The organism is Agrobacterium tumefaciens (assembly GCA_025560025.1).
Classification (GTDB): domain Bacteria; phylum Pseudomonadota; class Alphaproteobacteria; order Rhizobiales; family Rhizobiaceae; genus Agrobacterium.
In genome coordinates this window covers 460,551-482,515 of sequence record CP048486.1, presented here as the reverse complement: position 1 = coordinate 482,515, position 21,965 = coordinate 460,551, and the positions used below count along the sequence as shown (strand labels likewise).

Annotated in this window: 19 protein-coding genes; 11 read left to right on the top strand and 8 right to left on the bottom strand. The window is 59.8% G+C overall.

Annotated features, from left to right (window positions below; translation table 11 throughout):
* Nucleotides 1-241 precede the first annotated feature (241 nt).
* Nucleotides 242-2,530, bottom strand: a complete 2,289-nt coding sequence (locus FY152_16100; protein UXS33693.1) for an NADP-dependent malic enzyme — start codon at nt 2,528-2,530, stop codon at nt 242-244.
* Nucleotides 2,531-2,987: 457 nt separating this feature from the next.
* On the opposite strand from FY152_16100, the gene FY152_16095 reads away from it, so the two are divergent.
* Nucleotides 2,988-4,418, top strand: coding sequence for a mannose-1-phosphate guanylyltransferase/mannose-6-phosphate isomerase (locus tag FY152_16095; GenBank protein UXS33692.1), 1,431 nt, complete (start codon nt 2,988-2,990; stop codon nt 4,416-4,418).
* A gap of 107 nt (nt 4,419-4,525) precedes the next feature.
* On the opposite strand, the gene FY152_16090 is transcribed toward FY152_16095, so the two are convergent.
* Nucleotides 4,526-5,248, bottom strand: a complete 723-nt coding sequence (locus FY152_16090) for a CPBP family intramembrane metalloprotease (protein UXS33691.1) — start codon at nt 5,246-5,248, stop codon at nt 4,526-4,528.
* Between the two features lie 250 nt (nt 5,249-5,498).
* On the opposite strand from FY152_16090, the gene FY152_16085 reads away from it, so the two are divergent.
* The 9 genes from FY152_16085 to queE all read left to right on the top strand — a co-directional run bounded on the left by FY152_16085 (nt 5,499) and on the right by queE (nt 14,225).
* Nucleotides 5,499-6,731, top strand: a complete 1,233-nt coding sequence (locus FY152_16085; GenBank protein UXS33690.1) for a carbohydrate ABC transporter substrate-binding protein — start codon at nt 5,499-5,501, stop codon at nt 6,729-6,731.
* A gap of 143 nt (nt 6,732-6,874) precedes the next feature.
* Entirely contained in the window at nt 6,875-7,777 is a 903-nt protein-coding gene (locus FY152_16080) for a sugar ABC transporter permease (protein ID UXS33689.1), read from the top strand.
* Nucleotides 7,770-8,711, top strand: coding sequence for a carbohydrate ABC transporter permease (locus FY152_16075; protein ID UXS33688.1), 942 nt, complete (start codon nt 7,770-7,772; stop codon nt 8,709-8,711). The genes FY152_16080 and FY152_16075 overlap by 8 nt, the downstream gene beginning before the upstream one ends.
* A gap of 5 nt (nt 8,712-8,716) precedes the next feature.
* Nucleotides 8,717-9,805, top strand: coding sequence for an ABC transporter ATP-binding protein (locus FY152_16070; protein ID UXS33687.1), 1,089 nt, complete (start codon nt 8,717-8,719; stop codon nt 9,803-9,805).
* A 59-nt stretch (nt 9,806-9,864) separates the two neighbouring features.
* Nucleotides 9,865-10,629 carry a sugar phosphate isomerase/epimerase gene (locus tag FY152_16065; GenBank protein ID UXS33686.1) on the top strand — a complete coding sequence of 255 codons (765 nt, stop codon included), beginning with the start codon at nt 9,865-9,867 and terminating at the stop codon, nt 10,627-10,629.
* A gap of 23 nt (nt 10,630-10,652) precedes the next feature.
* The gene (locus FY152_16060) at nt 10,653-11,786 is read left to right on the top strand and encodes a Gfo/Idh/MocA family oxidoreductase (protein UXS33685.1); all 1,134 of its coding nucleotides are present in this window, start codon (nt 10,653-10,655) and stop codon (nt 11,784-11,786) included.
* A 620-nt stretch (nt 11,787-12,406) separates the two neighbouring features.
* The gene (gene queC, locus FY152_16055) at nt 12,407-13,117 is read left to right on the top strand and encodes a 7-cyano-7-deazaguanine synthase QueC (GenBank protein ID UXS33684.1); all 711 of its coding nucleotides are present in this window, start codon (nt 12,407-12,409) and stop codon (nt 13,115-13,117) included.
* Nucleotides 13,117-13,473: a 6-carboxytetrahydropterin synthase QueD gene (gene queD, locus FY152_16050; protein ID UXS33683.1), complete on the top strand. Its 357-nt coding sequence runs from the start codon at nt 13,117-13,119 to the stop codon at nt 13,471-13,473. The genes queC and queD overlap by 1 nt, the downstream gene beginning before the upstream one ends.
* Complete coding sequence (gene queE / locus FY152_16045; GenBank protein ID UXS33682.1) at nt 13,470-14,225, top strand: 7-carboxy-7-deazaguanine synthase QueE; 756 nt, start codon at nt 13,470-13,472, stop codon at nt 14,223-14,225. The genes queD and queE overlap by 4 nt, the downstream gene beginning before the upstream one ends.
* 242 nt (nt 14,226-14,467) lie before the next feature.
* Here queE and FY152_16040 read toward each other — a convergent pair whose 3' ends face one another.
* The 6 genes from FY152_16040 to FY152_16015 form a co-directional block, all read right to left on the bottom strand.
* Entirely contained in the window at nt 14,468-15,517 is a 1,050-nt protein-coding gene (locus FY152_16040) for a Gfo/Idh/MocA family oxidoreductase (GenBank protein UXS33681.1), read from the bottom strand.
* 6 nt (nt 15,518-15,523) lie between these two features.
* Nucleotides 15,524-16,309: a trehalose utilization protein ThuA gene (locus FY152_16035; protein ID UXS33680.1), complete on the bottom strand. Its 786-nt coding sequence runs from the start codon at nt 16,307-16,309 to the stop codon at nt 15,524-15,526.
* Between the two features lie 57 nt (nt 16,310-16,366).
* Nucleotides 16,367-17,395: an ABC transporter ATP-binding protein gene (locus tag FY152_16030; GenBank protein UXS33679.1), complete on the bottom strand. Its 1,029-nt coding sequence runs from the start codon at nt 17,393-17,395 to the stop codon at nt 16,367-16,369.
* A 10-nt stretch (nt 17,396-17,405) separates the two neighbouring features.
* On the bottom strand, nt 17,406-18,239 hold the full coding sequence (locus FY152_16025; GenBank protein ID UXS33678.1) for a carbohydrate ABC transporter permease: 834 nt from the start codon (nt 18,237-18,239) through the stop codon (nt 17,406-17,408).
* A complete protein-coding gene (locus FY152_16020; GenBank protein ID UXS33677.1) occupies nt 18,236-19,210 on the bottom strand; it encodes a sugar ABC transporter permease in 975 nt (324 codons plus the stop codon). Before FY152_16020 ends, FY152_16025 begins: the two co-directional genes overlap by 4 nt.
* A gap of 64 nt (nt 19,211-19,274) precedes the next feature.
* Nucleotides 19,275-20,540 carry an ABC transporter substrate-binding protein gene (locus FY152_16015; protein UXS33676.1) on the bottom strand — a complete coding sequence of 422 codons (1,266 nt, stop codon included), beginning with the start codon at nt 20,538-20,540 and terminating at the stop codon, nt 19,275-19,277.
* Between the two features lie 266 nt (nt 20,541-20,806).
* Between FY152_16015 and FY152_16010 the strand changes: the two genes are divergently transcribed.
* Complete coding sequence (locus tag FY152_16010) at nt 20,807-21,820, top strand: LacI family transcriptional regulator (GenBank protein ID UXS33675.1); 1,014 nt, start codon at nt 20,807-20,809, stop codon at nt 21,818-21,820.
* The last annotated feature ends 145 nt before the right edge of the window (nt 21,821-21,965 follow it).

Sequence of the window (21,965 nt, the reverse complement as noted above, 5' to 3'; positions counted from 1 at the left end):
TTCTCCGTCGCTACGTGCCTGCCTGTCAGGGGCGGGAGAGTAGTCCGGATGTCGCTGAGGGCCGGATGGCCACATGTGGAGCGAGCACATCCGGCTTGTCTCTTCTCCCCGTCGGGGAGAAGGTCGCGGCAGCGGGATGAGGGGGTGAGGGTAGAGATATGCGGAGAGCTTGCCCCCTCATCTGACCCTTCGGGCCATCTTCTCCCCGGCGGGGAGAAGAAGCCGGCCGCACGCCCTGTGCTTATCGTCCGGCGTTATAGGCCGCTATTGCCGCCATGTTGACGATATCGCTGTCCTTCGCACCCATCGAGGTGATCTGCACCGATTTATCGAGGCCGACGAGAAGCGGGCCGATGACGGTTGCGCCGCCCAGTTCCTGCAGCATCTTGGTGGAGATGGAGGCGGAATGAATGGCGGGCATGACCAGCACATTGGCCGGGCCTGAAAGCCGGGCGAAGGGATACTGGCTCTGCATGCGGTGATGGTTCAGTGCCACATCGGCCGACATTTCGCCGTCGACCTCGAAATTGACGTTGCGCCGGTCGAGGATTTTCACCGCCTCGCGCACCTTGTCGGAGCGTTCGCCGGTCGGCTGGCCGAAGGTGGAATAGGCGAGCATGGCAACGCGCGGTTCGTAACCGAAACGGCGGGCGAGGCCGGCTGCCTCTTCGGCGATATCGGCAAGATCTTCCGCGTTCGGCATGTCATGCACGGCGGTATCGGCCACGAAGACGGTGCGGTTGCGCGAGACAACAAGCGATACGCCGATGACGCGATGGCCGGGTTTGGTGTTGATGCAGCGGCGGATATCCTCCAGCGCCGTCGAATAATTGCGGGTAACGCCGGTGACCACGGCGTCCGCATCGCCCATCGCCACCATGCAGGCGGCGAAATGGTTGCGGTCATTGTGGACCAGACGCTGTACGTCGCGCAGCAGGAAACCGCCGCGCTGCAGACGCGCATAGAGATAATCGACATAGGCATCGACGCGGCTGGAAAGGCGGGCGTTGGTGATCTCGATGTTGGCGCGGTCGAGATCGATGCCGGCGCGTTCCGCATTAGCCTTGATGATATCGTCACGGCCGAGCAGGATGGCGGTACCGAGGCCCTGTGCGGTGAAGGAAATCGCCGCACGCATGACCTGTTCTTCTTCGGCTTCCGCAAAAACGACCCGCTTCGGCGAGCGGCGTACCCGTTCGTAAAGGCGCTGCGTGGTCGAAGCCATCGGGTCGCGGCGGGCGGAGAGCTCGCGGGCGTAAGCGTCGAGATCGGGCAGTTCACGGCGGGCGACGCCGGTTTCGATGGCGGCTTTCGCCACGGCCACCGGAATCGCTGAGATCAGGCGCGGATCGAAGGGAACGGGAATGATATATTGCGATCCGAAACGCGGGCGGTTGCCCTGATAGGCGGCGGCCACATCGTCAGGCACATCCTCGCGGGCAAGATCGGCGAGCGCCTGTGCCGCCGCGATCTTCATCGCGTCGTTGATCTGGCTGGCGCGGACATCGAGCGCGCCGCGGAAGATATAGGGGAAGCCGAGGACATTGTTGACCTGGTTCGGGTAGTCCGAACGTCCGGTTGCCATGATGGCGTCGTCACGGATGCGCGACACTTCCTCGGGGGTGATTTCCGGGTCCGGATTGGCCATGGCGAAGATGATCGGCTTCGGCGCCATGGAACGGATCATCTCTTCGCTGAAAGCTCCCTTCTGGGAGAGGCCGAATACGACATCCGCGCCCTTCATGGCTTCCGCCAGCGTGCGGTTGCTGGTTTTCACCGCGTGCGCGGATTTCCACTGGTTCATGCCTTCGGTACGGCCCTGATAGATCACGCCCTTGGTATCGCAGAGCGTGATGTTTTCAGGGTTGAACCCCATGGCCTTGATGAGGTCCATGCAGGCGATTGCCGCCGCACCCGCGCCGTTGCAGACCAGCTTGGTCGTCTTGAAGTCGCGGCCCGTCAGTTCGATGGCGTTGATGAGGCCGGCGGCGGCGATGATGGCGGTGCCGTGCTGGTCGTCATGGAAAACGGGAATGTCCATCAGCTCGCGCAGGCGGCTTTCGATGATGAAACATTCCGGCGCCTTGATGTCTTCCAGATTGATGCCACCGAAGGAGGGGCCAAGGTAACGCACGCAATTGATGAACTCATCGGCGTCTTCGGTATCGACCTCGAGATCGATGGAATCGACATCGGCGAAACGCTTGAAGAGAACAGATTTGCCTTCCATGACCGGCTTTGAAGCAAGCGCGCCGAGATTGCCGAGACCGAGGATGGCTGTGCCGTTGGAGATGACCGCAACCATGTTGCCGCGCGTTGTATAATCGTAAGCGGTTGCCGGATTTTCGGCGATGGCTTTCACCGGCACGGCCACGCCTGGCGAATAGGCAAGCGACAGGTCCCGCTGCGTCGCCATCGGCTTGGTCGGGGTGATTTCCAGTTTCCCCGGCCGGCCTTCCGCGTGGAAATCCAGGGCTTCCTGATCCGTAACCGATGTTCTGGTGCTGGCGGGTTTCGTCGTGTCGGACATGGGCTGAGCGCGCTTTCGTGTCGATAACAATGTAAAAATATCCGCCGTTGTTATTGTATTTTTCGCGCCCCTGCCAAGCCTTGAATGTTGTTCAGTGCAGCAAATTTAAGCGTGATGAAATTTGCGGCCGATTCAATCGATTAATTTGTTTAGTTGGCGGGTGCCGCACACCTGATGCGCCATGGCTCGGCCATCCGTGTGGTTTTCGAGATGGGCAGATTCCTGCGATTTCCGAAGGTTTTTTTCGTGCCGGGTTCCGTGGAACCTCGCGTACCACGCCGCGTTAGCGAAATGGGGCCGCCAACAATCAACATGTCCTTCCGCTTGTTCACCAAGCTTTCACAAGGCGAACTTATGAGCTTGCGCTTATCCGCCCGTGAACCGATGATGGCAGCATTGGCAAATATGTATATTGTCCGGCGCGCCGGGAATTTTTTAGATTTGGAAAGGTTTTGTTGTGAGCGCACATTCTCGAAAGATCACACCGGTTCTTCTTGCTGGCGGGGCGGGATCTCGGCTTTGGCCGGTATCGCGTGATCAGTTACCCAAGCAGTTCCAGCCGCTGGTCGGCAATCTTTCGACCTATCAGCAGACATTGACTCGGGTGGGTGACAAGACGCTTTATTCCGAGCCGCTGGTGATCACCAACGAGGATTTCCGCTTCTTCGCCCGCCGCCAGGCGGAAGAGATTGATCTGCCGGCAACGGTGGTGCTGGAGCCCGCCCGCCGCGACAGCGCCGCCGCCATGGCCGCCGCCGCCGTGCTGGCTGAGCGCCGCGAGCCCGGATGTCTGGTGCTGGCGCTTGCCGCTGACCATGTGGTGCTGGATGCCGATAAATTTTCCGACGCCGTGAAGCTTGGCGCCAAGGCTGCCGATCAGGGCAATATCGTCGTTTTCGGCCTGGTGCCGACGGAACCGCGTACCTCTTATGGCTATATCAAGCCGGGTGAGGCGATCGATGGCGAAGAAGATTTGAGCACCGTCGAGGCCTTCGTGGAAAAGCCTGACGTGAAGACTGCGATTTCCTATCTGGAAAAGGGCTATCTCTGGAACTCCGGCAACTTCCTGTTCCGCTCCGATGTGATGATCGCCGAGTTGAAGGCCTTCGCACCGGAGATTCTTGCGGCGGTGACGCAGGCGGTTGAACAATATGAAAGCGACCTCGGTTTCGTGCGTCTGCATCAGGCAAGTTTCGAGGCTTCCCCGAAGAACTCCATCGACTATGCCGTGATCGAGAAGACCAAGCGCATGGCCGTGGTGCATGGCCATTTTCGCTGGTCGGATATTGGCAGCTGGGACGCGATCTGGGAGATCGCCGACAAGCGCGGTAACGACAATGCGCTGGAAGGCGATGGCGTTTTCATCGATTCCGAAGGCTGCCTCATCCATTCCACGCAATTGCTGACGACGGTGGTGGGCGCCAAGGACCTGGTGGTAGTGGCCACCAAGGACGCGGTTCTGGTCGTGCCGAAAAACCGGGTACAGGATGTGAAGGGGCTGGTGGAGACGCTGAAGGACGGCGAACATGCGCCGAGAACGCAAAGCCACAAGCGTGTTTATCGTCCGTGGGGTTATATCGAGCATATGTATGTCGATGAGCGTTATCGTGTCGGCCATATCACGGTCGATCCCGGCCACCGCATCTCTTTCCAGAAACACTATCATCGTTCCGAGCACTGGATCATCGTGAAGGGAACGGCGACGGTGACGATTGGCGAGGAGACCCGGCTGCTGACGGAAAACCAATCCGTCTATATTCCGATCGGCCAGCCGCACCGGCTTGCCAATGAAGGGCAGATCCCGCTCGAACTGGTCGAAATCCAGACCGGAGCCTATATTGGCGAGGACGACGTCATCCGTATCGAGGATGATTACAAGCGACAGTAGGATTGTGGCGCGGGGGCAGGCGGCATCATGGGGCGAGACGGGCCTTCGCCCGTGTCGCAATCTGGTGCCGAAAGATTTCTGACCGCGACTGATGGGATCGCGGCGGCTCAGGAGGCCAGCGCGTTCACGCCATGGGCGAAGGCATGGGAAAGCATGGCCGCCTCAAGCCCCCGCCGCCAGAAAAGCCAACCGAACAACAGGCCGGGGATAAAATTTGCGAGCAGAATCGCGGCGATCAGTGATCGCTGCGGATCGGTAGCTACGGCAAACAAGAGTGGCAGGTGGCCGGCGGCGAAAAGGGCTGCCGCCAGAAGGATAGCGGTCCACATCAGGGCCGGACCTGCCCGGCCCCTTCCCGTGACGCGCCAGAGCACCCATGCGAAAAACGACATCAGGCCCCATCGGGTCAAAATCTCTTCCGTGATTCCACCGTAGAGAATCCGTGTCGTCAGTGGAACGGGAAAGGCGGCCATCATTGTCCGGGTCGATGCATCCGTAACCGCGGGAAGGACCGCTGCCGAATAGGTAATCATCAGCAAACCGATGGCGAGGCCCGCCAGAAGCGCGGGCATCGCCTGTCTTTGCAGCACGGCGCGCATGCTGCTTCCTTCGACAAGGGCATGGATCAGTGGTGCGCCGAGCCCTGCCTTGCCGGCCAGGGCTTGACCAATCGCCACCGCTGCAACGGTCAGCATCGCGGGCTGGATGAGCATCAGCAGGCGTATTTGAAAAGATAGCTGCTGTCCCGGTGCAAGTTGCTCAACCGGTACCAGCAGGAGCGATGCGACACCCGCCAATCCGATGATCAAAAGAATGTGCCAAGCTTTCATTGTCGCCTTCACCTGTCTATCCCGTGGGGTTTGCGCCGAGAGCGGAGCCGGGTTCTGAAGCGTTGTAAAAGGCCTGCATTACCTGTGGGTTACGCCATCTCACCACGTCTCCTGGCCGGCTGTTCAGTATGGATTGCGGCCGTTTGAAATACCCTTGGGAGCGCTGGCGAGATTCGTATCTTAGGCGGTTGCCTAATCAAAAATCTTCGCATACGTTCCAACTGCAACGTTTCAGTGAGGGAGGAGACTCATGCGAATGCGTGTTATTTCTGCGGCCTTTTTGGCCAGTGTCATGATTCCGGCGGGCATGGCCGGGGCCACCGATCTTGAGGTGACCCATTGGTGGACATCGGGTGGCGAAGCCGCCGCTGTTGCCGAGCTTGCCAAGGCTTTCGACGCCACCGGCAATAAATGGGTTGATGGCGCCATTGCCGGTTCGGGCGGCACGGCCCGTCCGATCATGATCAGCCGCATCACCGGCGGTGACCCGATGGGCGCCACCCAATTCAACCACGGCCGGCAGGCGGAAGAGCTGGTGCAGGCCGGCCTGATGCGCGACCTTTCCGACGTTGCCGAAAAGGGCAAGTGGAAAGAGGTCATCAAGCCGGCAAGCCTGCTCGATAGCTGCACTATCGACGGCAAGATCTATTGCGCGCCGGTCAACATTCATTCCTGGCAATGGTTGTGGCTTTCCAACGAAGCCTTCAAGAAGGCGGGTGTCGAGGTTCCGAAGAACTGGACGGAATTCGTTGCAGCCGCACCGGCGCTGAAAAAGGCCGGCATCCAGCCGCTCGCCCTTGGCGGGCAGGCATGGCAGGCCAACGGCCTGTTTGACACGCTGACGCTTTCGATTGGCGGCAAGGATCTCTACCAGAAAGTCTATGGCGACAAGGATGCCGAAGCGGCAGCCGGGCCTGAGATGGCGAAGATTTTCGCGGCGGCCGTCGAGGCCCGTGACATGGCCAAGGGCACCAATGTGCAGGACTGGAACCAGGCGACCAACCTGGTCATAACCGGCAAGGCCGGCGGCCAGATCATGGGTGACTGGGCGCAGGGTGAGTTCCAGCTTGCAAACCAGAAGGCCGGTACGGATTATTCCTGCCTGCCGGGTCTCGGCCTCAATGACTATATCACCACCGGCGGCGATGCCTTTTATTTCCCGGTCCTGAAGGACGAGGCGAAAACCAAGGCGCAGGACGTGCTGGCTGAAACCATCGTCGATCCGAAAACACAGGTCGCCTTCAACCTGAAGAAAGGCTCGCTGCCGATCCGTGGCGACGTCGATCTCAACGCCGCCAATGACTGCATGAAGAAGGGCCTGGCAATTCTGGCGAAGGGCAATGCGCTCACCAGTACCGACCAGCTGATTTCTGCCGATACGCAGAAACAGAAGGAGGACCTGATGGCCGAATTCTTCGCCGGCTCGATGTCGGCGGCAGACGGCCAGAAGCGCTTTGCGGACCTCATCGGTTCCGCTGACTGATTGTGATCTCTCCGGGTCGGGGAGCGGTTCGCCGCTCCCCGCTCCAACGTCCGGTCCGTGCGATAATCACCAGTGCGGGCAGAGGGTTCATGCGGTAAGGCTTTTGCCTGACCGTTTACTGTAACGTTACAGGAGGAGGTGACATGGCAGGTCAAACGCGCTCCAGGCGTCCAAATCAGCTTTTTCGCAATCTCAATTCCAAGATTGCCTCCATTCCCATGATCTTGACCGCTATGGTGATCTTCCTCGGTGGGACGATCTGGACGGTGGTTTATTCCTTCACCAATTCAAAACTTCTGCCGCGGGCAAGCTTCATCGGTTTTGACCAATATGAACGTCTGTGGGCCGCGCCGCGCTGGATCGTCTCCATCCAGAATCTGGCGATCTACGGTGTTTTGTCGCTCATCTTCAGCCTCGTCATCGGCTTCGTGCTGGCGGCGCTGATGGACCAGAAAATCCGGTTCGAAAACACCTTCCGCACCATTTTTCTTTATCCCTTCGCACTGTCCTTCATCGTTACCGGCCTTGTCTGGCAATGGCTGCTGAACCCGGAATTCGGCATCCAGTCGGTGGTGCGTTCGATGGGCTGGGAAAGCTTCACCTTCGATCCGCTTTATAATTCGCAGATCGTCATCTACGGCATCCTGATTGCGGCGCTCTGGCAGGGCACGGGGCTCGTCATGTGCCTGATGCTGGCGGGTCTGCGCGGCATAGACGAGGACATCTGGAAGGCGACGCGTGTTGACGGCATTCCCATGTGGAAGACCTATATCCTCATCATCATTCCCATGATGCGGCCTGTCTTCATCACCACCCTCGTCATCATCGCCAGCGGCATCGTCAAGGTCTACGATCTGGTGGTGGCGCAGACGAGCGGCGGGCCGGGCATCGCGTCCGAAGTGCCGGCGAAATATGTCTATGACTACATGTTCCAGGCGCAGAATCTGGGGCAGGGCTTCGCCGCCTCGACAATGATGCTCCTGACGGTCGCGATCATCATCATTCCATGGGCCTACCTCGAATTCGGAGGCAAGAAGCGTGGCTAATATCAGCACACTAAACACGGTCGTGGCCGCCACCGATGCGGTTGCCAAAGACCTTTCCGGCCCGCGCGGCAGGAAGCCGAGGAAGACCTTTTCCCGCCGCAACATCATTCTTTACGGCACGCTGTTCGTGGCTGCCGCCTATTATCTGCTGCCGCTTTACGTGATGGTCGTCACCTCGCTGAAAGGCATGCCGGAAATCCGGCTTGGCAATATCTTCGCGCCGCCGGTGGAAATCACCTTCGAGCCCTGGGTGAAGGCCTGGGCCAATGCCTGCACGGGCCTGAACTGCGACGGACTTTCGCGCGGCTTCTGGAACTCCGTGCGCATTCTCGTTCCTTCCGTCGTCATTTCGATCGTCGTCGCTTCCGTCAGCGGCTACGCCATGGCCAACTGGAAGTTCAAGGGGTCGGAGCTGTTCTTCTCGATCCTCATCATCGGCGCTTTCATACCCTATCAGGTGATGATCTATCCGATCGTCATCGTGCTGCGCGAAATGGGTGTCTATGGCACGCTGACCGGCCTCGTTATCGTGCACACTATCTTCGGCATGCCGATCCTGACGCTGCTGTTCCGTAACTACTTCGCCTCTCTGCCGGAAGAATTGTTCAAGGCGGCGCGCATCGATGGCGCCAATTTCTGGCAGATCTATTTCCGCATCATGCTGCCCATGTCGCTGCCGATCTTCGTTGTCGCGATGATCCTGCAGGTGACCGGCATCTGGAACGACTTCCTGTTCGGCGTGGTGTTCACGCGGCCGGAATATTACCCGATGACGGTGCAGCTCAATAATATCGTCAACTCCGTGCAGGGCGTGAAGGAATACAACGTCAACATGGCCGCAACCCTTCTGACGGGTGCCGTGCCGCTGATCGTTTATTTCGTCTCCGGCAGGCTTTTCGTCCGTGGCATTGCCGCAGGCGCAGTAAAAGGTTGAGCTATATGAACAAAAGCGTTTCCATCCGCGATCTATCCCTGTCCTTCGGTGCCGTTACCGTGCTGAAAGACCTCAATCTCGATATTTACGACGGCGAATTCCTCGTGCTGCTCGGCTCTTCCGGCTGCGGCAAGTCGACCCTGCTCAATTGCATCGCCGGCCTTCTGGAGCCGACCGACGGGCAAATCTTCATCAAGGACCGCAACGTCACCTGGGAAGAGCCGAAGGATCGCGGCATCGGCATGGTGTTCCAGTCCTATGCGCTTTATCCGCAGATGACGGTGGAGAAGAACCTGTCCTTCGGCCTCCAGGTCGCCAAGGTACCGAAAGAGGAAATCGTCCGGCGTGTGAAAAGGGCAGCCGGCATATTGCAGATCGAGCCGCTGCTGAAGCGCAAGCCCGCCGAGCTTTCCGGCGGCCAGCGCCAGCGTGTGGCCATCGGCCGGGCGCTCGTGCGGGATGTAGATGTTTTCCTGTTCGACGAGCCGCTCTCCAACCTCGACGCCAAGCTGCGCTCGGAACTGCGCGTCGAGATCAAGCGGCTGCACCAGTCGCTGAAGAATACCATGATCTATGTGACGCATGATCAGATCGAGGCGCTGACGCTGGCGGACCGTATCGCCATCATGAAAAGCGGCGTCATCCAGCAGCTGGCCGATCCCGTCACCATCTACAACAAGCCGCGAAACCTCTTCGTCGCCGGTTTCATCGGCTCGCCGTCGATGAATTTCCTGCGTGGTGAGCTGATCGAGAAGGACGGAAAGGTGGTTTTCACCACCAATGGCGTGACTTTCGCGCTGGATGGCTACCAGTCGGAAACGCCGCTCGCCGCCGGCCGTGCCGTGGTTCTGGGCGTTCGCCCCGAACATGTGCGCGTCGATGCCGATATCGTCGGCGGCGAAGTGCATGAGGCGATTGTCGATATCGAGGAGCCGATGGGCGCCGACAATCTGATCTGGCTGAAACATGCCGGGCATACCATGTCCGTGCGCGTCGGCGGCCACAGGCGGTTTTCACCCGGCACCAAGGTGCGCCTCGGCCTCGACATGACGATGGCCTCACTGTTCGACGCGCAAAGCGAGGACCGGCTCTAGAACAGCTTCGATTTACCCCCACACACAATCCCAAGACCCAGATCTCTATGGAGGAGACAATGACAGAACTCGGTTTCCAGCTTTACAGCGCCCGTAATTTCCAGCCTTTTTCCGATATTCTGAAGAAGCTTTCGGCGGCGGGTTATAAACATGTCGAAGGTTATGGCGCGATGTACGCTTCGCTGGATGATGCCGGTTTGAAAGGCCTGCGCGCCGAACTCGACGCCAATGGCCTTGCCATGCCGACCGGCCATTTCGGCCTCGACCTTCTGGAAGGCGATCCGAAAAAGGCGCTGAACATCGCGAAAGTTCTGGGTGTTGAGGCGATCTATTGCCCTTATCTGATGCCTGACCAACGCCCGACAGATGCCGCAGGCTGGTTCGCTTTCGGCAAGCGCCTGCAGGAAGCCGGAAAGCCCTTCGTGGATGCAGGACTGACCTTCGGCTGGCATAACCACGATTTCGAATTCAAGACGCTTGGCGATGGCTCCACACCGCAGGAGCAGATTTTTGCCGGTGGTCCGGATTTGAAATGGGAGGCGGATATCGCCTGGATTATCAGAGGAAATGCCGATCCGCTCGCATGGATCGAAAGCTATGGCAAACGCATTACTGCGGTACACGTGAAGGACATCGCACCAGCAGGCGAGAATGCGGATGAGGACGGCTGGGCCGATGTCGGCCACGGTACAGTGGACTGGAAGGGCCTCGTCGCGGCGCTGAAAGCGAAATCCGCCACAAAACATTTCGTGGTCGAGCACGACAATCCGAAGGATATCGACCGGCTGATCACCCGCTCGATCGCATCTTTCAAAACCTACTAAGTTTCAATTTCGGAGTTTGCATCATGGCCAGGGATCTTGGCGTCGGCATCATCGGATGCGGCAATATCTCGTCTGCTTATTTCTCGCTGGCACCGCTCTTCAAGGGCATCAAGGTGCTTGCCTGCGCCGACCTCAACCGCAATGCGGCGGAGCTGAGGGCGGAAGAATTCGGTGTTGTCGCGCAGTCCATTGAGGAACTGCTCGCCAACAAGGATATCGATGTGGTGGTGAACCTCACCATTCCCGCCGCGCATTTTCCGGTGTCGAAAGCCGCCCTTGAGGCGGGCAAGCACGTCTATTCGGAAAAGCCGCTGGTGCTTTCGCTCGAGGAAGGCGAGGAGCTGCGGCGCATCGCCCGGGAGAAGAACCTCTCCGTCGGCTGCGCGCCGGATACCTTCCTTGGCGGCGCGCATCAGCTTGCCCGGCAATATATCGACGCGGGCAAGGTCGGGCGCATCACGTCAGGCACCTGCCATGTGATGAGCCCCGGCATGGAAATGTGGCACCCCAATCCCGGCTTCTTCTTCCTGAAGGGCGGCGGGCCGATCCTCGATCTCGGTCCCTATTACATCGCCAATCTCATCAACCTCATCGGTCCGGTGAAGCGCGTCGGTGCGTTGACCAGCATGGCCAATCCGACCCGTACGGTGACCAGCCAGCCGCTGAACGGCGAAATTATTCCCGTCGAAACACCGACCAATATCCATGCCCTGCTGGAATTCGTGAACGGCGCGACGATCACGCTTTCGGCAAGCTGGGATGTCTGGTCGCATCGCCACGCCAATATGGAGCTCTATGGCACGGAAGGCTCGATCTACGTGCCTGACCCGAACTTCTTCGGCGGTGTGGTGGAGGCAAGCGGCCGGGATAAGGATATCCAGCCGCTGGAAGACTGGGCGCATCCCTTCGGCATTGCCAATCAGGAAAGCCCGAACGGCCCGCGCGCCAACTATCGCACGGCGGGCCTTGTGGATATGGCAATCGCTATTCTGGAAGGCCGCGATGCCCGTTGCTCGCTGGATCGCTCCCTGCACGGCATCGATGTGATGACGTCGATCCTCAAATCCGGGGAGGAAGGCCGTTTCATCGAAATGACGACGACCTGCACCCAGCCGGCTGCACTCGGGATCGAGGAGGCGCAGGCGCTGCTGCGCTGAGCGCACAGCCAATGAAAAAAGGCCCGGCGCACTGCCAGTTCGCCGGGCCTTTTCCGCTCTGCCATTTAGTGGCGAGCGTCGCGTGTTCATTCGACTTCACAGGCCGATAAAAAGGCCCAGCCAGCGCGCAACGGTCCTGACCATCCAGATCAGGAACACGAACGACGCTATGCCGGTGGCGGTGACGAGCGCTGCAGAGGCGACGAAGAGGCCGGTTGTGAGATTGCGCCTGAACCGGTGACGTTTCGGCTCGAGTGCTCTATCCATGGCGGAGAGCGGCGATCAGCCCGCGAATGGTGAGCGTGATATAAAGCATACCCGCCATCGCCATCAGGATGCCGGTGCCGAGAGAGCTGAGGTTGTTCAGCGAAAATAGAATTGTATCAGCCGCCGTCATCGGCAAGACCCTTCAAGAACAGCAAATTTCAGTCCGTTCTAGATCGCGCCGGTTTCCCCCATATGTCCCGATTGTTTCGTCTTGTTGCTATGGCGAGGTGATTTTGTGATTGTGCGGGTTTGCTGCGAATTCGGCAAAGCCCTTCACAAGTCGTCCGGTTTGGTTTAAAGCCGCGCCGTAATCCGGTCGCAGCCCACCCGGTCAAAACAAGGGATCCCAAATTATGAAAACCATCGTCATCTGCTCCGGCGGATTGGACTCCGTTTCGCTTGCGCATAAAATCGCGGCGGAACACGAACTTCTCGCTCTCGTCTCCTTCGACTATGGCCAGCGCCACAAGAAGGAGCTGGATTTCGCGGCCGATTGCGCAAAACGGCTCGGCGTGCCGCATCACGTCATCGATATCCGCACCATCGGTGCGCATCTCACCGGCTCGGCGCTGACGGACGACATTGCGGTGCCGGACGGGCATTATGCGGAAGAGACCATGCGCTCCACCGTGGTGCCGAACCGCAACGCCATTATGCTCACCATCGCTTTCGGGCTGGCTGCCGCGCAGCAGGCGGATGCGGTTGCGATTGCCGTGCATGGCGGCGATCACTTCATCTACCCCGACTGCCGGCCGGGCTTCATCGACAGCTTCAATGCCATGCAGGCGCATGCGCTGGAAGGTTATGCCGACGTCAAGCTCTTCGCGCCCTATGTCACCGTTTCCAAGGCGGCGATCGTGACCGATGGCGTGAAATATGGCACGCCCTTCGGCGAAACATGGTCCTGTTACAAGGGCGGCCTTACCCATTGCGGCCGCTGCGGCACATGCGTCGAACGGCGCGAGGCCTTTCATCTGGCCGGTGTCACCGACCCGACCGACTATGAAGACCCGGATTTCTGGGTGGCGGCCACCCATGCCTATGCGGCGCAGGAGGTGCGCTGATGTTCCGCATCACCAAGGAATTTCACTTCTCCGCCTCGCACCAGCTGAAAAGCCTGCCGTCGGATCATCAGTGCAATCGCCTGCACGGGCATAATTACATCGTCGAGATCGAGCTTGCGGGCGAAGCGCTGAACGAGCACGGTTTCGTGCGCGACTATCACGAGCTTGCGCCGCTGAAGCGCTATATCGACGATCAATTCGATCATCGCCATCTGAACGACGTTCTCGGCCATGACCGGGTGACGGCGGAATGTCTGGCGAAGCATTTCTACGACTGGTGCAAGGATCGCCTGCCGGAAACCAGCGCCGTGCGGGTCAGCGAAACCGCCAAGACCTGGGCGGAATACCGGCCATGACGGCGGCTGCACACAAGATTGCAGCCAAGGAAACCACGATCCGCATCAGCGAAATCTTCGGGCCGACCATTCAGGGCGAAGGCGTGCTGATCGGTCTGCCGACCGTTTTCGTGCGCACTGGCGGCTGCGATTACCGCTGCTCCTGGTGCGATACGCTGCATGCCGTTGACAGCGAGTACCGCGATACATGGAAGCCGATGCAGGTCGAGGCGATCTGGCAGGAGGTGCGGCGGCTTTCCGGCGGCGTGCCGTTGACGGTCTCGCTCTCAGGCGGCAACCCGGCCATCCAGCCGCTCGGGGCCTTGATCGCGAAGGGGCAGGGCGAGGGGTATCGTTTCGCACTGGAAACGCAGGGCAGCATCGCGAAAGACTGGTTTGCCGATCTTGACCATCTGGTTCTGAGCCCCAAGCCGCCGTCAAGCGGCATGGAAACGGACTGGCGGGCTTTCGAGGACTGTCTTGCCACCGCCGGTGACGGACCGCAGGTGGCGCTGAAGATCGTGGTGTTCGACGATGCGGATTACGCCTATGCCAAGGCAGCATCTGCGCGTTTTCCGCATCTGCCTGTCTATCTCCAGCCCGGCAACCATACCCCGCCGCCGCCGGATGATGACGATGCGCGTGTGGATATCGATGGGGTGATGGACCGGATGTTGTGGCTGGTGGACAAGGTCAGCGAAGATCGCTGGTTTTCCGCCCGGGTGCTGCCGCAGCTGCATGTGCTGTTGTGGGGGAATAAGCGCGGCGTGTAGATTGTGCGGGAGTGAAATTCCACGCCGTAGTCCGCGTCTTTGAGAAAGCGCATAGCGGATTGAGCGAGCGGGTGCCACTTGCTTCTTCTCCCCGCCGGGGAGAAGGTCGCGGCAGCGGGATGAGGGGGCAACGTCAGCGATATTCGGAGAGCTTGCCCCCTCATCCGACCCTTCGGGCCACCTTCTCCCCGGCGGGGAGAAGAAATACGCGGCAACGTCGTGCCGCATATTGTTCTTTCACATCAAGCCGAAACGGCCAGTTCGCGCCTCTCCCGATCCGCGATGATCGATAGATCGAGCACTTTCTGCAGATTGGCCGCATGACGGAAATCCGGATCGGCAGGGCCGCCTTCCATGACGGCCTTGGCGAATTTTTCGTAATTCGTTGCCACGGGGCCGACATCGATCGTCTTCCAGATCGCCTTTTCCACATCCTCGCCGATGCAGGCACGCAGGCTGGAATAGTCGGGCGTGTGGATGACTTCCAGCGCGCCTTTGTCGCCATGGATGCGCAGACGAAGTTCGTTGAGGTGCCCCGTCGCCCAGCGGCTGGCATGGATGACGCCCATGGCGCCGTTTTCCAGTTCGGCGGTCATGGTGAAGCTGTCATTGGCGTCGAGGTCGTAGACGCCAATTTTATTGCCTTCATATTTGTCGAAGGTCTTCAGCCTCGTGAAGATGCGTTCCACATCGCTGCCCGCGCCATAGGAGGCGAAATCGAGAATGTGGATGCCGACATCGCCCAGCACACCGTTGGAGCCATGCTTGGTGGAGAGCCGCCACAGCCACTTGCTCTCCGTCATCCAGTCGCCCCAGGCCTTGGAAACGAGCCAGCTCTGGAGATAGGAGGCTTCGAGATGCCGCACCTTGCCGATCTCGCCTGCCAGCACCATTTCACGCGCCGCCTGCAAGGGTGCGACATTGCGATAGGTGAGGTTGACCATGGCGACGAGGCCGGCCTTTTCGGCGGCATCGGCCATTTCGGCGGCCTTTGCGTAGTTTTCCGCCAGTGGCTTTTCGCAGAAAACATGCTTGCCGGCCGCCAGCAGCTTCAGGCTGGTCGGATGGTGGATCGCATCCGGCGTGACATTGGCCGCCGCGTCGAATTCACCCCAGGCAATGGCGTCATCCAGCGAGGTGAAGGAGAGCGGAATGTTGTGGCGGAGCGCAAAGCCCCGCACCACCACATCGTCCACATCCACCGCCGCGACCAGTTCGACGCCGGGGATTTGCGAGAAATAGGTGGCATGGTTGTTGGCCATGCCGCCGGTTCCGAGAATGAGAAGTCTCATGGCTATTTACCTGTAACCTGCTTCGCCTGCCTTGTGCAGCTTGGGGCCGCGTTCCTCGATCGGCTCCAGCGCCTTGTCGACGGGAACATTGGGGGCGTCGTGAATGCTCTTCAGTGCGCCAACGGGATTATAGGCCCATTTCACCGAGTTGCTGATGACCTTCTGCACATTGGCGTCGTGATAGGTCGGATAGGTCTCGTGGCCGGGGCGGAAATAGAAGATATTGCCCGCACCACGACGCCAGGTGAGACCGGAACGGAAGACCTCGCCGCCCTGAAACCAGGAGATGAACACGGTTTCCAGAGGCTCCGGCACGGAGAACTGCTCGCCATACATTTCCTCGTTTTCCAGCTCGAAATGCTCCGGCAGGCCGGCGGCAATGGGGTGGCGCGGATTGATGGTCCACAGACGCTCGCGTTCACCCGCCTCGCGCCATTTCAGCGCGCAGGGCGTGCCCATCAGGCGTTTGAACGGCTTGGAGAAATGGCCGGAATGCAGGACGATGAGGCCCATGCCTTCCCAGACGCGTTTTGCAACGCGCTCGACGATCTCGTCCTGAACCGCGCCATGGTCCTTGTGGCCCCACCAGACCAGCACATCGGTCTTGTCGAGGCGCTCCTGCGACAGGCCGTGTTCCGGCTCCTGCAGCGTGGCCGTGGTGGCATTGATCTCGGGATTCTGGTTCAGCGCATCGGCAATGGTGTTGTGCATGCCGTTTGGATAGATCGAACGCACCGTCTCATTGATGTGTTCGTGGATATTTTCGCCCCATACAACGGTGTTGATGGTCATTTTCATGCTCCTCGGTAAAAGCCGGTACCTTGGGTGATCCCGGCGAAAGTTAAATCTTCAGGCAGCGCCCCGGGCGGGATTGCGCGCAAGCGCCCGACCCTCGGCGTCGAAGCGGTGGATCTGTGCTGCATCCGGCGCGATGGCGATGCGTTCGCCGGCCTTGCGGCCCGTGACGCCCTCTTCGCGAACGACGACGGGTTCACCGGCACCGATCTCGACATAGACGTAGCTGTCCGATCCCAGCATTTCCGAATGGACGATCTCGCCGCTCCAGCCGCTGCCGTCGGTCGCGATTGTAATGTGTTCGGGGCGGACGCCGATGGTCTTGGCGCCTTCTGCCTCGGCATATTTGCCGGCGAGGAAATTCATCCTCGGCGAGCCGATGAAGCCGGCGACAAAGGTATTCACCGGGCTTTCGTAAAGCTCCAGCGGCGTGCCGATCTGCTCAACGCGGCCATCGCGCAGCACGCAGATACGGTCGGCCAGCGTCATGGCCTCCACCTGGTCATGGGTGACGTAGATCATCGTCGTGTCATGCATCGAGCGGTGCAGCTTGGCGATTTCGAGACGCGTGGCGACACGCAGCGCCGCGTCGAGGTTGGAGAGCGGCTCGTCGAACAGGAAGACCTTGGGATCGCGCACGATGGCGCGGCCGATGGCGACGCGCTGGCGCTGGCCGCCGGAAAGCTGCTTGGGCAGGCGTTCCAGATAGGGCGTAAGCTGCAGCATATCGGCCGCCGCTTCGACGCGGTTCCGGCGCTGTTCCTTGTCCGCGCCCGACAGTTTCATGCCGAAGGCCATGTTATCGAACACGGTCATATGCGGATAAAGTGCATAGGACTGGAACACCATGGCGACGCCACGCTTGGCGGGCGGCAGGCGGTTCACCGTCTCGCTGTCGAAAGAGAGCGTGCCACTGGAAATTTCCTCCAGCCCGCAGATGAGGCGCAGCAGCGTGGACTTGCCGCAGCCTGAGGGGCCGACGAAAACCATGAATTCGCCGGAGCGGATGTCCATGTCGATGCCCTTGATGACTTCGAAGGCGCCGAAGGATTTGCGAAGATCGCGCAGTTGAATGGTGGTCATGAATTTTCTCCTAGCCTTTGACGCCGCCGGCGGTGAGGCCGGAGATGATGCGTCGCTGGAAGATCAGAACGAGGACGACGAGCGGAGCGGTGACGATGACCGACGCGGCCATGATCGTTCCCCACGGGATTTCGAACTGCGAGCCGCCCGACAGGAGTGCGATGGCGACCGGCACCGTGCGCTGCTCGTTTGATGAGGTGAAGGTGAGCGCGAAGAGGAACTCGTTCCATGCCGCGATGAAGGCGAGAAGCCCTGTCGTGACAAGCGCCGGCCACATCAGCGGCATGAACACCTGGGTGATGATGACCCAGGGCGTTGCGCCATCGACGATCGCCGCTTCCTCGATCTCGATCGGCAGGTCGCGCATGAAGGTTGTCAGCACCCAGACCGTGAAGGGCAGGGTGAAGATCATGTAGGAAAAGATCAGCGCGAGCGGTGTGTTGAAGATGCCCGCCCAGCGGATCAGTTCGAACAGGCCGGCGAGAACCGCGATTTGCGGGAACATCGAGACCGACAGGATGGTAAGGAGCAGCAGCGCGCGACCCCGGAAGCGGACGCGGGCCAGTGCATAGGAAGCCGTGACCGCCAGGAACAGCGACAAGACGACGACCGACGAAGCGACCATCAGCGAGTTGCCGAGATTGCGCAGGAAGCTGCCATTGCCAATGACGAAGTTATAATTGGCAAGCGAGAATTCGCGCGGCCAGTAGTTGATCTGGAACAGCGCCGTTCCCGATTTCAGGCTGGTCAGGATCGCGTAATAGAACGGAAAGACCGAAATGACGATGATGACGGCGACCAGCGCGTAAAAGGCCGTGGTTTTGACGATATCGGTAAGGGTCATTGCGCGGCTCCATCGGTGTTGACGCGCCCGAGCCACATATAGATGACCGTGATCGAGGCGATGATGAGGAACAGCATGGTCGAGGCCGCCGCGCCGTAGGAGAACTTGTCGAAATCAAACAGGTTCTCGCGTGCAAGCACGGACATGGTGCGGGTCTGGGCGTTGTTCGGCGTCAGGATGTAGATGAGGTCAAAGACGCGCAGCGCATCCAGCATGCGGAAGATGACGGCGACCATCAGGGCCGGGCGGATCATCGGCAGGGTGACGCGGAAGAACACCTTGACGGGGTGGATGCCATCCACCTTTGCCGCCTCATACATGTCCTTCGGCACCATCTGCAGGCCGGCGAGGATGAGCAGCGCCATGAAGGGCGTGGTCTTCCAGATGTCGACGATCAAGACGGCGACCATCGCGGTTTCGGGATTGGCGGTCCAGGCGATCTTGCTGGAGATCAGTCCCAGATTCAGGAACAGGTCGTTCAATATGCCGAACTGGTCGTTCAGCATCCACGCCCACATCTGTGCCGAGACGATGGTAGGAATGGCCCAGGGCACGAGAATGGCGGCGCGGACGAGGCCGCGCCCCTTGAACTCGGCATTCAGCACCAGCGCGACGATGAGGCCAAGCACCGTTTCGAGGCTGACGGAGACGATGGTGAATTTGAGCGTGTTGAGAACCGCGCCCCACCAGGCGGGATCGGCAAGCAGGCCGCGATAGATGGTGCGGCCGCTGCTGAGCGTGATCCAGGTGAGGTAGTTCTTGAGGCCGACAAATTGCGCCCCCTCGAGATTGGTGAGCGAGGCGTCGGTGAGGCTGAACCAGACGGTGCGCACCAGCGGCCAGCCGGCCACCAGCGCCAGCACCAGAAATGTGGGGGCAAGGAACAGCCAGGCGGATTTCAGACGTTCCGACTGCAGATCGGAGCCGGCGCGGGATGTTACGACCGGTCTTTGAAGGGCGATGTCGTTCATGAGGATATCTCGCGGTTGGAGCGCGGGAAACGATCAGTCAAGACCGCCGCCCGCGCGGGCCGGATTACCAGCCGTTGCCTTTGAGATCGGTCAGTTCAACCTCGAGAAGTTCGAGATTTTCAGCCGCCGTACCGTTGCCGGAGAGCGTGTTGTGCACGGCACCCCAGAACTTGGCTGAAACCTCATTATATTTCACCTTTGCGGAGGCGGACGGACGCGGAACGGCAGTCTGGAAGATCGGCTTCCATGTCGGCATGAAGGGCTGCGCGTCAGCAACATCCTTGTCATCGTAAAGGGATGCGATCGTCGGCATGTTGGAGAGCTGGATCGCACGCATTTTCTGAGTGTCTTTCGACGCGAGGAATTTCACGAGCTGGATGGCGGCTTCCTTGTCGTCCGAATATTTCGAAACGGCGAGGTTCCAGCCGCCAAGTGTCGAGGCCGGGGCCTCGCCTTCAGCGCCGGCCGGAAGCGGCGTAACGCCAAACTTGCCCTTGATGGCGCTGTCAGCGCCATTTCCAAGCGCATAGGCATAGGGCCAGTTGCGCATGAAGACGGAATTGCCGGTCTGCCAGACGCCGCGCGCTTCCTCTTCCTTATAGGCCAGCACACCCTGCGGTGCGATGGTGCCGACCCAGCCCTTGGCCGCTTCAATCGCGGCTGCGGCTTTCTCGTTGTTGATCGAGATATCGCCATTGGTCTCGACGATATGGCCGCCGCCGGCGGAAGCGATCCATTCCAGCGCGTTGCAGGTCAGGCCCTCATAGGCGCTGCCCTGGAAAACGAAGCCCCAGAGGTCCTTCTGGCCGCCTTCGCGTTCCTTGTCCTGAATTTCCTTGGCGGTCTCGCTCAGTTCCTTCCAAGTCTTCGGCGGCTGCTTGCCGTATTTATCGAGCAGGTCCTTGCGATAGAAAAGCGCCGGCGCGTCGGTGAACATCGGCATGGCGACGAGCTTGCCGTCAACCGTCTGCGACGCGACGATGGAGGGGAAATGATCGCCGATGACGTCCTTCGTCGCCTCGGTCAGATCCACGAATTGCTCGGCCAGCTGCGGCGCCCAGATCACGTCCGTCTGGTAAACGTCGACATCCTTGTTGCCGGCGGCAAGCCACAGCCGGTACTGGCTGAACTGTTCGCTGGATGACGACGGCATGGTGACGAGATTGACCTTGTGGCCGGTCTCTTTCTCGAAAGCGGCGATCCTTTCGCGGAAGAACGCGACGTTCTTGCCGGTGGAATTGGCGGCAATGGAAAGCTCGGCGGCTTGCGCGGAAACCGCCGCGGAAAGCACGCTTCCGCACAGGAACAAAGTTTTCATGGAAATATTCATAGTCAAACTCCTCCGTTGACGCTTCCGATCGTCCTCAAAATTGAAAGCGCTTTTGACTGATGCGAGGCTCGCAAAAGCCAGACGCTCTGTCAATACTCTTTCTAATGGTGGGGAATTCGGGTATTTTGACACGCAATTTTTCGAGGTTTGCCTTTCAGAATAATGGGATGTAGGCTTTCTGTGGAGAAAAATTGAAATCGTTTTCAATTTTGTCGGCTTGAAAAATCCGCGGCGGCAACGCATGCAGTGGCAAATTGGCAAAAAACATGAAGCTCAAGGAATTCGCAGAAAAGGTCGGGCTGTCACCCACCACCGTCAGCCGCGCGCTTGGCGGCTATCCCGAGGTGCGCGAGGAGACGCGGCAGCGGGTGATGGAGGCTGCGCTGAAATATGGCTACCGGCCGAATGCCAATGCGGTACGGCTGGCGACCGGCAGGGCCGGCGCCATAGGCGTCGTCATGGGCCGTTCGGGTGGCGGGCATTTCTTCTCGGAATTCATGGGCGGCATGGCGACCCGGCTGGAAGGGGAAGAGACCGACATTCTCGTCAGCGTGACCGTCGATAATAATATTGACGAGGAGCTGGCGATTTTCAGCCGGCTTGCGTCAAGCGGGCGGGTGGATGGCATCATCGTGCATTCGCCGCGGCCGGAAGACGAGCGTATTGCCTTGCTCAACAGGCTTGGCGTGCCATTCATCGTGCATGGCCGCTCCAAAACGCCGTTCGAACATGCCTGGCTCGATATCGACAACCATGACGTGACCTATCGTCCGACGATCCATTTTCTGGAGCGGGGCCATCGTCGCATCGCGCTGATCAATGGCCCGACAGGCCGCACCTTCGTTCAGGATCGCGAACAGGGTTTTCGCGAGGCGCTGGCGACCCACGGTCTCACGCCGGATCCACGCTTCATGATGAGCGAGCATTTCAGCGAGGAGGCCGCTTTCCGTTTTGCCCGCTCGCTGCTGGAGCAGACGCCACGCCCGACCGCCTTTGTCGCTGGCGCGATGATGACGGCGCAGGGCGTTTATCGGGCTGCAACTCAACTGGGTCTGACGATCGGCAAGGATGTTTCCGTCATCGCCCACGATGACGTTTTTCCCTATCTGACGCCGCAAAGCATGATGCCGCCGCTTTCCACCACACGTTCACCGATGCGCATGGCGGGCATGCGGGTGACGGACCTGCTTTTGCAAATCGTCGGCGGCCGTCCCGTCCGTGAGGTGCAGGAATTGTGGCCTGTCGAACTGATCCTGCGGGAATCGGTCGGCCCAGCCTGAGCTTTCGGTCATAGATCACTGATTCCATTCCATTTTGTGAACGTCAATTGAATGCCGTTCGCCTTTCGTCATCTATACGGCGGCGCCGTCTCATGTATAATCGAAACTGTTACGGGCATATGGAACATGACCCGGGCCGGTGCGT

Excerpts from the sequence above, each read along its gene's own strand:
- FY152_16010 (UXS33675.1), top strand. The coding sequence starts at position 20,807 with ATGAAGCTCAAGGAATTCGCAGAAAAGGTCGGGCTGTCACCCACCACC.
- queC (UXS33684.1), top strand. The coding sequence starts at position 12,407 with ATGAAAACCATCGTCATCTGCTCCGGCGGATTGGACTCCGTTTCGCTT.
- FY152_16080 (UXS33689.1), top strand. The coding sequence starts at position 6,875 with ATGGCAGGTCAAACGCGCTCCAGGCGTCCAAATCAGCTTTTTCGCAAT.
- FY152_16015 (UXS33676.1), bottom strand. The coding sequence starts at position 20,540 with ATGAATATTTCCATGAAAACTTTGTTCCTGTGCGGAAGCGTGCTTTCC.
- FY152_16085 (UXS33690.1), top strand. The coding sequence starts at position 5,499 with ATGCGAATGCGTGTTATTTCTGCGGCCTTTTTGGCCAGTGTCATGATT.
- FY152_16100 (UXS33693.1), bottom strand. The coding sequence starts at position 2,530 with ATGTCCGACACGACGAAACCCGCCAGCACCAGAACATCGGTTACGGAT.
- FY152_16025 (UXS33678.1), bottom strand. The coding sequence starts at position 18,239 with ATGACCCTTACCGATATCGTCAAAACCACGGCCTTTTACGCGCTGGTC.
- FY152_16070 (UXS33687.1), top strand. The coding sequence starts at position 8,717 with ATGAACAAAAGCGTTTCCATCCGCGATCTATCCCTGTCCTTCGGTGCC.
- FY152_16065 (UXS33686.1), top strand. The coding sequence starts at position 9,865 with ATGACAGAACTCGGTTTCCAGCTTTACAGCGCCCGTAATTTCCAGCCT.
- FY152_16060 (UXS33685.1), top strand. The coding sequence starts at position 10,653 with ATGGCCAGGGATCTTGGCGTCGGCATCATCGGATGCGGCAATATCTCG.
- FY152_16040 (UXS33681.1), bottom strand. The coding sequence starts at position 15,517 with ATGAGACTTCTCATTCTCGGAACCGGCGGCATGGCCAACAACCATGCC.
- queE (UXS33682.1), top strand. The coding sequence starts at position 13,470 with ATGACGGCGGCTGCACACAAGATTGCAGCCAAGGAAACCACGATCCGC.
- queD (UXS33683.1), top strand. The coding sequence starts at position 13,117 with ATGTTCCGCATCACCAAGGAATTTCACTTCTCCGCCTCGCACCAGCTG.
- FY152_16035 (UXS33680.1), bottom strand. The coding sequence starts at position 16,309 with ATGACCATCAACACCGTTGTATGGGGCGAAAATATCCACGAACACATC.
- FY152_16020 (UXS33677.1), bottom strand. The coding sequence starts at position 19,210 with ATGAACGACATCGCCCTTCAAAGACCGGTCGTAACATCCCGCGCCGGC.
- FY152_16090 (UXS33691.1), bottom strand. The coding sequence starts at position 5,248 with ATGAAAGCTTGGCACATTCTTTTGATCATCGGATTGGCGGGTGTCGCA.
- FY152_16030 (UXS33679.1), bottom strand. The coding sequence starts at position 17,395 with ATGACCACCATTCAACTGCGCGATCTTCGCAAATCCTTCGGCGCCTTC.